This window comes from Tsukamurella hominis, from assembly GCF_965137015.1.
Lineage (GTDB): Bacteria > Actinomycetota > Actinomycetes > Mycobacteriales > Mycobacteriaceae > Tsukamurella > Tsukamurella hominis.
Window position 1 is genome coordinate 1 of the sequence record NZ_CBCRZG010000040.1, and the last position, 10,933, is coordinate 10,933.

A 10,933-nucleotide genomic window follows, 5' to 3' on the forward strand; every position below is an offset into this window, starting at 1 on the left:
CCCACGCACCTCGTTGACGAGGCGGGCGTCGTCGAACAGCGTCTCCGCGNNGNGGCGGGCCCGGCGCCGGGGAAGGTCGGCATCACGGGCTTCTTGCCGTCGATGAGCAGGTCGGGCGACTTCGCGGAGCCCGTGATCGGGGTGAAGGTGCGCGCGTCCTTCGACGAGGCCAGGAAGCAGATCACCGAGCGCGAGCCCGCGGTCCACGAGGGCTGCGAGAGCTTGTTCCACGCGAGCTGCAGGCCGGACTTGCGCAGCCCGTCCTGCGAGCCGAACCAGCCCGTCGTGCGCGACGGGCAGATGCGGCTCAGGTAGTCCTCCTGCTGCCGCTCGGTGGGCCACGAGGCGTCGGGGAAGGCCTGCCGCATGTCGATCACGGCCGTCACCTCGAAGGCGTGCGGCTGCGTGCAGGCCACGGGCGCGGTGCGCTGGCCGCGACCGTCGATGCCGATGCACGTGCCCGGCGGCCAGGTCAGCGACTTGTCCTGGTTCACGACCTTGCCCTGGTTCTCCAGAGCGTTGCCGGCACCGTCGACCACCTGGACGCCGCAGCGCATCGTCCGGTCCCCGGACTCCCACGCCTTCTCGCCGGCCGTGAGCAGCCCCATCTGGAACCGGCCCATCGGGTCGAGGCGGGTGCCGAGGTACTCGGTGACCACCGGCGGGCACAGCTGGTCGCGCTGGGCCGCGAGCGCGACCTCGGACGGGTACGGCGCGTTCTCCGGCAGCGTGCGCGCCGGCTCGCCCGCGACCTCGAACTTGTGCGGCTGCACGCAGTCGACGGGGGCCATCGTCGTGGGGTCCTTGTCCCAGGTCAGGCACGTGCCGGGCTTGGAGCGGGCGAGCGTGGTCCCGGCGGCGGCCAGGCGGGGCGCCTTCTCCTCGTTCTTCGGCTCGAAGGCGCCCGTGGCGAAGAGGACCCCGCCGATCGCGAGCGCGCCCACGACGACCGCGGCCAGGACGGCGCGCACGGTGAGGGCTCCGGCGCGCCCGGTGGTCGGGGCGGGTGCGGGCTGGGTTTCGGTGTCGTCGGCCATCGCCCTCCATCATGCCCGGTCGGGGCGCGGGCGGGCGCGCGGTACGTCGGTCGGGGCCGGTCGACGGTGCCGTAATAGGCTGGTCGGGTGATCGACGTCAAGCTGGTACGCGAGAACCCGGACCGTGTGCGCGCCTCGCAGCGCGCCCGTGGAGAGGACCCGTCGCTGGTCGACGCCCTGCTGTCCGCGGACGCGGACCGTCGGGCGGCGGTGCTGGCGGCCGACACGCTGCGGGCCGAGCACAAGGCCTCGTCGAAGTCGATCGGCAAGGCGGCGCCCGAGGACCGCAAGGCGCTCGTCGCCGCCGCGGGCGAGCTGGCCGCCAAGGTCAAGGAGGCCGAGGCCGCGCAGAGCCGCGCCGACGAGGTGTTCGACGAGGTCGCGCGGAAGATCGGCAACGTCATCATCGACGGGGTGCCCGCAGGCGGCGAGGACGACTTCGTGGTGCTCGAGCACGTGGGCGAGATCCCGGAGATCGCGGATCCCAAGGACCACCTGGAGCTCGCGGAGGGCCTGGGCCTGCTCGACATGGAGCGCGGCGCCAAGGTCTCGGGCTCGCGGTTCTACTTCATGAAGGGCTACGGCGCGCTGTTCCAGATGGCGCTGCTGCAGCTCGCGGTGCAGAAGGCCGTGGCGAACGGCTTCACGCTGATGGTTCCGCCCGTGCTGGTCAAGCCCGAGGTCATGGCCGGCACCGGCTTCCTGGGTGCGCACGCCGACGAGATCTACCGCCTCGAGGCGGACGACCTGTACCTCGTGGGCACCTCGGAGGTGCCCCTGGCCGGCTACCACATGGACGAGATCCTCGACCTGTCCGACGGTCCCGTGCGCTACGCCGCGCAGTCGAGCTGCTTCCGGCGCGAGGCCGGCTCGTACGGCAAGGACACGCGCGGCATCATCCGCGTGCACCAGTTCGACAAGATCGAGATGTTCGTCTACTGCAAGCCCGAGGACGCCGAGGCCGAGCACCAGCGCCTGCTGAACTGGGAGAAGGAGATGCTCGCGGCCGTCGAGGTGCCCTACCGGGTGATCGACGTGGCGGCGGGCGACCTCGGCTCCTCGGCGGCGCGCAAGTACGACAGCGAGGCGTGGGTGCCGTCGCAGGGCCGCTACCGCGAGCTCACGTCGACCTCGAACTGCACCACGTTCCAGGCGCGGCGCCTGGGCATCCGGTACCGCGACGAGGACGGTCGGCCGCAGATAGCGGCCACGCTGAACGGCACGCTGGCCACCACGCGCTGGCTCGTCGCGATCTGGGAGAACCACCAGCAGCCCGACGGTTCCGTGCGCGTGCCCGTCGCGCTGCAGCCGTTCATCGGAACGGACGTGCTGCGCCCGTAAGGTCCCGGCCCGTGGCGAAGCCGGAGCATTCCGGGCACTGGGTGACGACGGGATGCGCGCAGGTGAGCGTGTGCTCGAGGAACGCGTCGGCGCGCTGCAGCTCGTCGATGCGTCCGGCGATCGTCTCCCGGTGCCCCCGGAGTCGTTCGGCGCGGCCGGCCGTGTCGGCCACGATCAGCTGCTTGATCTGGTCGAGCGACAGGCCCGCCCGCTGGCACAGCAGGATCAGGCGCGCCCGGGCGACGTGCTCGCCGGAGTAGCTGCGCTGCCCGCCGGGCTCGCGCGGGGGCACGAGCACGCCGACGTCCTCCCAATGCCGGAGGACGTGCGTCGCGACGCCCACCTCCGCCGCCGCGTCCCCGATGCGCATGCGTTCCGCCTTTACTTCAGGTCGACCTGAAGTTCTACCGTAGCGCCATGACGGACACCACCGAGCAGATCAGCCCCGACCACATCGTCGACCGCGTCGTACCGACGGCGCTGAGCACGTGCTGCCGGGCGGTCGGGCAGTCGATAGCCGGTGCGGTGCGCCCGCGCCGACCGGATCCCGCCCGCATCGCGCGTCTCCGCGAGACGCTCGCTGCGCCGCCGGCGTCGTCGGTGGCGGTGCGCCTGCGGGCCCTGCCGCAGGTCCCGCGCGACGTGCGCACGATGACCGTGCTCGAAGGGGTGCATGGTCCGGCGACGATCCGGATGGGCATGCGCACCTACGTGATCGACCACCCGTCCGCGCGGATCCTGCTCGACCCGTCCGTCGCCTCGCAGGTCCGCGAGCGGGTCCTCGGCGCCATGCAGCCGATGCTCCGCGCCGCAGTGATGCCGTCTCCTGACGTCCTCAGCACCGTCGAGGCGCTGCACCGCGGCGGAGTGGATCCGGCGAGCGTCGATCTCGCGCTGTCGACGCACCTGCACTGGGATCACGTCAGCGGGCTGCTCGACCTGCCGGGCCTGCAGTTGACGGCGCACCGTCGGGAGCACGAGTGGGCGGTCGCCGGAGAACTGGCACCGGCCGCGGGGGTCCGCCCCGCGCTCGCCGGTCGCACGATGGACCTGCGGGACCTCGACGGTCCGCCCGTTCTGGCGTTCCCGGCGAGCCACGACGTCTTCGGCGACGGATCGGTCGTACTCGTCGACCTCGCGGGGCACACGCCGGGAAGCATCGGCGTGCTGCTGAACACCGAACGCGGGCGGGTGCTCATGGCCGGCGACGCGGTCTGGCACTCCGCGCAGCTGGCGCACGGCGCGCAGAAGGCGGCCTTTCCGGGGCTGCTCGTCGATGTCGACCGCGACGCGACCTTCGAGACGATGATGCGCCTCATGGCGTTGCCCGACGACGTCACGGTCGTTCCGTGCCACGACCACGACCTCGCGGGCCGCTGGGCGTAGGTGCCCCGGGCTCGACTCTCGGATCCTGTCCGCCGCGGACACGCTGTCCGTCATGGACAGAATCCGAGAGTCGCGCGCAACTGAACCTCATGAGCTTCGCCGGGCGGCTGCTGACCTACGGTCTCGACATCTGGTTGCCGAAGATCATCGCCGACACCGGGTGCGACGCGAAGGGTGTCCCCGATCGCGGCGCTAGAAGATCTCCATCACGTGCCACCACGGCCCGTCGATGTGTTCAACGGTGCGCGGATGTCTGGTGAATCCGGCCGATTCCGGCGGTACGAGGCCAGATGTGGCCTCGTACAGTCGGAATACGCCGTTTTCGCGGCGGAGGGGTGGTGGGGCTCGCCTCGACGGCCTGGGCCGAGGGGATCAGACCTCGATCTGCTCCGCGAGCTTGGTCAGGCGGAAGCGGGCCATCGCGAGGTTGGCGCGCGAGCGGTCCAGCACCAGATAGAGGAACAGGTCATCGGTGCCCTGGTTGATGGGGCGCACGATCTGGTACTGCGTTCCGAGGGTGATGAGGATGTCCTCGATGTGGTCGTCCAGGTCCAGATCGCCCAGCGTGCGGCTCATCGCCTGCACCAGCGCCGAATTGCCCGCCGCCGCGACCTCGAGGTTGAACTCCGCGGGGTTGCCGGCGGTCGCGAGCGCCATGCCGCTGCTCGCGTCGACCAGCGCAACGCCCAGCGCGCCGTCGATGGTCATGGCTTCGTTCAGGGACTCGTTGAATTCGGTCATGTCACCGGGGTCCTTCGGTTCGTACGGTGCCTGGCGGTTCTGCAGATTCTGCAGGGTCTCGGAGTCGACGTAGGTCTCATCGATCTGCGTGTACGGGTACGGATCGATCGCGAGCGGCTCGGCGAACGTCGGGCGCGCCTCCTCCTGTGCCGGTGCGGCCTCGTCGGCCTCCGCGACCTCTGCGGTGTCCGCGGGCTCGCCGGCGTCCTCGGGCTCCCCGGTCTCCGACGGGTCCGTGACGGCCGCGGCGTCGCCGGCAAGGTCGTCGTCGGCAGGGGCATCGCCGAGGTTCTCCGCGTCGTCGGCCACTGCGGCCGGCTCAGCCTCGACCTCGGCCTCGACGGTCTCCGCAGGCTCGGCGGTGTGCGACGCGTCCACCTCGACGTCCACCACCTCGACGTCGATGTACGACTCGTCGGGCTCGTCGAGGGTCTCGGACTCGGGGTGCGCCTCGAACGTCGCCTCGAGGGTCTCGCCGTCCTCGTGCGCGGACTGCGGCGCGGCGTCGGCCCAGAGGTCCTCCGTGCGGCCCTCGGCGCGGGGCTCGAAGCGCGGCGGCGCGAACTGGTCGAAGCCGCCGTCGAAGGCAGTCGCGGACGTGTTCGAGGCGGTCTGCGGCCCCGTCGACGCGCTGTAGCCGAAGCCGCCGACCACGCCGGCCTCGTACGTGTCCGACGCGGGCTGCACGCCCTGGAAGGTCTCCGAGGTCAGCGGGTCCGTCAGGGGATCGGGCTTGGTGCGCGGCGCCTCGGGCGCCGGGCTGTCGGCCTGCGAGAACGACGGCGACGCGACGCCGGCCAGCGGATCCGACGGTGCCGGACCGGCGCCCGGCGTGCCCGGTGCGGACGGCGGCGCGCCCGCGGCGGCGCGGGCCGCCTCCTTGGCGGCGACCTGCACCTCGGGCGGGGGGATCACCCGCGGCCGGCGGGGCGCCTGCGGCTGTCCCTGCGGAGCCTGCCCCTGCGGCGGGCCCTGCTGCGCGGGACCGGCGGGCGGCACCGTCGGGGGAGGGCGCGGCGCGGCGGGCGCCGGGNGCNAGCCCATGCCCGTGTCGTGAACGCCGTAGTAATCCTCGACGCGCTGCCGGTTGTTGCGCGGACGCCGCGGCCCGCTCATGTCAGCTTCTTCGCGCGCAGCTCGTGCCCGCTGGAGGTCAGGCAGCGGCCGGATTCGAGGTCCCACTGCCAGCCGTGCAGGTTGCAGGTCAGCTTGCCGCCGTCGACCACGCCGAACTTCGACAGGTCCGCCTTGAGGTGCGGGCAGCGGCGCTGCACCTCCCAGCCGTCCAGCTCGGTCGACGCGGTGTCGTCGTGCGCCTCGGAGAACCAGCCGTCGGCGTAGGCGATCCGCTCGTCGGTGAGGCACTTGAAGAAGGTGTAGAGGAACTCGTTGTAGCCGCCGATGCGCCACGTGGTGAACCGCGTCGACAGGAAGATCGTGTTCACCCAGTCCGGCTCGTCGTCGCGCAGCACGGTGCGGACGAGCGCGGCGGCGATGCGGAAGCCGTACCGGTACTTTCCGTCGCCCTCCTCGGGACCGCGGACCGTGCGGTTCGGGAAGTCGAGCACCACGGTCTCGACGGCACCGTCGGGCGAGGCCATCTCCAGCCCGACCGGGTAGCCGATCCCGTCGCTGATCAGCGCGGACGCCTGCATGATCGGCTCGAACTTGGCCTTGAGCGCGCCGAGCAGCGGCACCCCGTCGTCGGCCGCCCAGGTGGCCTTCTCGGCCTCGAGGACCGGCGCCTGGCGCGCGGCGAAGGCGTCGAGGTACGCGGTCTTGTTCTCGAAGATGTCCATCACCTCGGCCTCGGAGACCGGGTGCGTCAGGGACCTCAGCTCCTTACCCGCGAAGTCGCCGACGGTGCCGGGGATGAACAGCAGGCCCCCGTCGTTGCCGTTCTTCTTCATCTCCTCGAGGAAGGTGATCTGGTCCGGGAAGATGTTCGACGGGTCGCCGCCGATCGTCTCGCGGTCCACGCGGCCCTCGTCGTTGAGGTAGCGCAGCTCGGGGTCGAGGAATGCGGGCGGCCCTGCGGACGGCACGACCCAGGTGCCGGCGACCTGGTCGACGTAGCTGCGGGCGCGATCCATGCCGCGCTGGCGCTTCTGCTCGGCGAAGCGGCGCTTGGAGCCCTTCGGCATGTCGTAGACCATCGGGTACCAGATGGCGCCCGAGTACTGCAGCAGGTGCACGTCGACGCCGCCGAACTCGTCGAGGACCTCCATGTCGACGGGGCGGGCGTCGTTCATGTTGAACAGCACCGTCTCGCCGTCGGAGACGACGAGGCCCGAGTCGCCGATGGGGCCGTCCGCGGGCGCGCGCAGGGCGATGATCATCACGTCGAGCTCGCCCTGGGGGCCGCTGAGCGTGTGCTTCACCGAGTCCTGGGTCTCGAAGAACTTCGTGAAACCGAGCTTCTCCAGCTCGCGCCGCAGGTCCGGCACGGGGTAGTCGGGCAGCAGGACGGTGGCGTCCTTGCTGACGTTCTCGGCGAGGTTGCGCGCGTCGAAGTGGTCGCGGTGCAGGTGGGAGACGTAGAGGTAGTCGACGTCGCCCAGGGCCTTCCAGTCCAGCTGCGTGTTGTCCGGGAAGGGGAACCACGAGCCGAAGTACGCGGGGTTCACCCACGGATCGCACAGGATGGTGCCTGCGGCGGTGGAGATGTGGAAACCCGCGTGCCCGACGCTGGTGACCTGCACTGTGGAGCCTTTCGCCGTGATCGTTACCGCTACAGCGTAATGGACGCCCGGCGTACCGGCTGACACACCGTGGAGACGACCGCGCGGCTACGCTGGCCGTGTGGAACCCGTCTACGGAACGATCATCAAGGTGGCCCGCGGCATGTGGGCCTATCAGGGCATCAAGTTCACCGAGGTGGACTTCCATAAGTTCCCCCGTACGGGCGGTGCCGTGGTCGCCATCAATCACACCGGTTACCTCGACTTCCCGTTCGCCGGGAAGCCCGCCGACGAGGCCGGTCACCGCAAGGTGCGGTTCATGGCGAAGCAGGAGGTCTTCGACAATTCCAAGACCGGCCCCATCATGCGCGCGCTGCGGCACATCCCCGTCGACCGCGAGGCGGGGGCGACCGCCTATCAGGCCGCGGTGGACGCGCTGAAGAGCGGCGAGCTCGTCGGCGTCTACCCGGAGGCCACGCACAGCCGCAGCTTCGAGCTCAAGGGCTTCAAGTCCGGCGCCGCGCGCATGGCGATCGAGGCGAACGTGCCGATCGTCCCCGTCGTGGTGTGGGGCGCGCAGCAGATCTGGACCAAGGGCCTGCCCAAGCAGCTCGGCCGGAACAAGTTCCGCATCGTCATCGGCGTGTGCGATCCGCTCGACCCCGTCGGCCCGGCCGACGAGCTGACCGCGCGACTCAAGGACTCGATGCAGGCCATGCTGCTGCAACTGCAGGATCTCTACGGCCCGCACCCGCAGGGCGAGCCGTGGGTGCCCGCGCGCCTCGGCGGCACCGCGCCCACGCTGGAGGAGGCGGACGCCATGGACGCCGCCGACCTCGACGAGCGTCGTCGTGCCCGGGAGGAACGTCAGGCCGACGGTGCCTGAGGCGCCGGGGCTCGAGACGCTCGGCGCCGCGCCGATCCTCGTCGCGAGCGACGTCGACGGCACCCTCGTCGACGACCACGAGCGCCTGACGCTGCGCACCCACGTCGCCGTGAACGCGGTGCGTGATGCCGGCGGCCACTTCGTGCTGGCCACCGGGCGCCCGCCGCGGGCCGTCGACCCGATCGCCGACCAGCTCGACTTCGCGCCGCTCGCGGTGTGCGCGAACGGCGCGGTGCTCTACGACACCGGGTCGGGCCGGGTGGTCTCGGCGTCGCTGATGTCGCCGGAGCTGCTGGCGACCGTCGCCGACCTCGTCCGTCGGCTCCTGCCCGGCGCCGGCTTCGCGGCCGAGCGGGTGGCGCACGGCGAGCACGACACGGCGACGCCGCGCTTCGCCGCGTCGACCGGGTATCAGCACGCCTGGCTCGAGCCCGACACCGTGACCGCCGCCGACGCCGAGGTGCTCGCGCATCCCGCGGTGAAGCTGCTGGTCCGGCAGCCGGGGATGACCTCCGACGAGATGCACGCCCGCATCGCCCCGCACCTGGAGGGCCTCGCCGACGTCACCTACGCCACCAACAACGGGCTCATCGAGTTCCACGTCCCCGGCGTCACCAAGGCCACCGGGATCCAGCTGGCGATCGAGCACCTCGGCCTCACCGGCGACCTCCGCACCGCCGCGTTCGGCGACATGCCCAACGACGCCGAGATGCTGCGCTGGGCGAGCATGGGCGTCGCCATGGGCAACGCCCACCCGCTGGCCCGCGGCGCCGCGAACGCCGTCACCGCGACGAACCTCGACGACGGCGTCGCCCGGGTGCTGGAGCGCTGGTTCTAGCGCGTGCGACCGTGCGGCGTGGGCGCGTGCCCTGGCCGGGTGGAGCCCTGTAGTCGTCCGCGGAGGGTATGCGCGCCGCGCATACCCTCCGTTTGCGCAGGTAGATGACCTCATTGCTCGATCGGTCGATGCGCGCGACGCATCGCGTCCATTGTTCGTATCCGGGCCGCCGAGTCCATCCGAATGCTCCGGAGCGGGTCGCGCGGGTGTTTCCACCTCTTTCAGGGGTTGCAGCCCGATCGTCTGTGAAAATCTCCCGCGGGAGCGTGGCCCGAGGGGTGCGGCGATGGCGAGCGCGAAGGCGGCGGTGCTCGGATGCGCGTACGCGACGCAGACCCCTCCTGTGACCGATGTGACAAATGTTGCTCACGTGACGAATGTTGCAGATGGTGTTAGTCTCGACCTCACGTTGAGCTTTGCCGTTCCTGGGCACGGCTCACCTGCGTCGAGCTAAGGAGAAGCCATGCCCGTGTGGATCGACGGCGGTCCTCGTCGCCGCCGCGGACGGCGTACCGTCGCGCTCGCACTGCTCCCGGCCCTGGCCGTGGGCGGCGCCGCCGCGCTGCTCAGCACCACGAACATCGTCGGCGACCCCGCGCTGGCCGCAGGCAGCGACGTGACCTTCACCGGACAGGGCAACGGCCACGGCCGCGGCCTCGGCCAGTGGGGCGCCTTCGGCTACGCGAAGTCCGGCTGGAAGGCCGAGCAGATCGTCGCCCACTACTACGGCGGCTCGCAGCTCTCCCGCGCCGATACCAATCTGCCCGTCCGCGTGCAGCTCACCACCCAGAAGGCCGCGAACGTGCTGGCACCGGCCGGCGCGAAGATCGGCGATCAGCCGGTGGCCCCCGGCCAGGCCGTGCGGCTCGAGGGCGGCAACGCCGTCATCACCACCGGCTGCGGCGGCCCCGTCGTCAAGACCGTCCCCGCGGGCGACGACGCGACCATCGCCCCGCTCAACGCCGAGGCGAACCGCCCCGTCGGCGAGCTGCTGAAGTTCTGCGGCACCAATGCCACCTACCGCGGCGCGATCGCGGCCAAGGACGGCAAGGTCTTCAACGTGGTCACCATCGAGGACTACGTCCGCGGCGTGGTCCCGGTCGAGAGCAAGGTCGAGTGGGCGGACCAGGGCGGCTACGAGGCCCTGCGCGCGCAGGCCATCGCAGCCCGCTCGTACGCGCTGGCCGAGGGCGCCAAGCGCGGCGACCGCTACAACGACACCCAGGACTCGCAGGTCTACGGCGGCGCCGGCAAGGAGGACCCGCGCACCGACAAGGCCGTCGCGAGCACCGCCGGCCTGGTCATGGCCAAGAACGGCTACGCCGTCTCCACCGAGTTCTCCAGCTCCACCGGCGGCTTCACCGCGGGCGGCGACTTCACGGCGGTCAAGGACGACGGCGACGTGGTCTCACCGTTCAAGAACTGGACCCAGAAGGTGCCCACCGCGAAGATCGCGCAGGAGTTCGGCGTCGGCGCGTTCAAGTCCATCCGCGTGGTCAAGACGCAGTCGGCGCAGGCCGGCCGCGTCGAGGCCGTCGAGATCGTCGGCGCGAACCGCACCGTCACCGCGAAGGGCGACGAGGTCCGCAAGAAGCTGGGGCTGCGCTCGGACTGGTTCACCATCGACGGCCAGGCCCCGGCGGCGGCCCCCGCGCCCGGCGCTCCGAGCACGCCCGGCGCGGCCACCGCACCGTCGACCGCGACCCAGGCCCCGGTGCCCGGGCGCGTGGTGGACCAGCCGATCGTCGCGGCCCCCGTCGACCCGTTCAACCCGGTCCCGACCGCCCCCAACGCGGCGCAGTCCGCCCCGGTGGGCGCCACCACGCCCACCNCCTCGGCGGGTGCCGNNNCGGCGGCCCCGGCCGCNNCCGCGNNCCNGNCGGTGCCCGGCGCCGCCCCGGCAGCAGCCGCCCNGGCCGCTCCGGCGGTAGCGGCCCCCGCCGCGCCTGCGGCGCCCCCCCCACCGGCCGCGCCCGCGATCCCCGGCATCCCCGCGCCGCCCGCCGCCGCCGCCGCGGCGCCC

The 10,933-nt window shown here is 71.8% G+C and carries 7 protein-coding genes and 1 pseudogene; 5 read left to right on the top strand and 3 right to left on the bottom strand.

Annotation, left to right across the window (positions count from 1 at the left end; translation table 11 throughout):
* Positions 1 to 53 precede the first annotated feature (53 nt).
* Positions 54 to 1,037, bottom strand: a pseudogene (locus ACM9LD_RS24700) (septum formation family protein); the annotation flags it as partial.
* An 87-nt stretch (positions 1,038 to 1,124) separates the two neighbouring features.
* Here ACM9LD_RS24700 and serS point away from each other — a divergent pair.
* Positions 1,125 to 2,378 (top strand): serine--tRNA ligase, encoded by a 1,254-nt coding sequence (gene serS / locus ACM9LD_RS24705; RefSeq protein WP_415679159.1) that lies wholly within the window; start codon positions 1,125 to 1,127, stop codon positions 2,376 to 2,378.
* Here the strand turns inward: serS and ACM9LD_RS24710 are convergent.
* Positions 2,350 to 2,748: a MerR family transcriptional regulator gene (locus ACM9LD_RS24710; protein ID WP_415679160.1), complete on the bottom strand. Its 399-nt coding sequence runs from the start codon at positions 2,746 to 2,748 to the stop codon at positions 2,350 to 2,352. The genes serS and ACM9LD_RS24710 overlap by 29 nt on opposite strands.
* A 47-nt stretch (positions 2,749 to 2,795) precedes the next feature.
* On the opposite strand from ACM9LD_RS24710, the gene ACM9LD_RS24715 reads away from it, so the two are divergent.
* Positions 2,796 to 3,764 (top strand): MBL fold metallo-hydrolase, encoded by a 969-nt coding sequence (locus tag ACM9LD_RS24715; RefSeq protein ID WP_415679161.1) that lies wholly within the window; start codon positions 2,796 to 2,798, stop codon positions 3,762 to 3,764.
* 1,853 nt (positions 3,765 to 5,617) lie between these two features.
* Here the strand turns inward: ACM9LD_RS24715 and ACM9LD_RS24720 are convergent.
* A complete protein-coding gene (locus ACM9LD_RS24720; protein WP_415679162.1) occupies positions 5,618 to 7,207 on the bottom strand; it encodes a Rieske 2Fe-2S domain-containing protein in 1,590 nt (529 codons plus the stop codon).
* 100 nt (positions 7,208 to 7,307) lie between these two features.
* Here ACM9LD_RS24720 and ACM9LD_RS24725 point away from each other — a divergent pair, with 100 nt between their 5' ends.
* The 3 genes from ACM9LD_RS24725 to ACM9LD_RS24735 form a co-directional block, all read left to right on the top strand.
* Positions 7,308 to 8,072 (top strand): lysophospholipid acyltransferase family protein, encoded by a 765-nt coding sequence (locus ACM9LD_RS24725; protein WP_415679163.1) that lies wholly within the window; start codon positions 7,308 to 7,310, stop codon positions 8,070 to 8,072.
* Positions 8,065 to 8,910, top strand: coding sequence for an HAD family hydrolase (locus tag ACM9LD_RS24730; protein ID WP_415679164.1), 846 nt, complete (start codon positions 8,065 to 8,067; stop codon positions 8,908 to 8,910). Before ACM9LD_RS24725 ends, ACM9LD_RS24730 begins: the two co-directional genes overlap by 8 nt.
* A gap of 463 nt (positions 8,911 to 9,373) precedes the next feature.
* A partial coding sequence (locus ACM9LD_RS24735) for a SpoIID/LytB domain-containing protein (RefSeq protein ID WP_415679165.1) occupies positions 9,374 to 10,741 on the top strand: 1,368 nt, incomplete at its 3' end.
* Between the last annotated feature and the right edge of the window lie 192 nt (positions 10,742 to 10,933).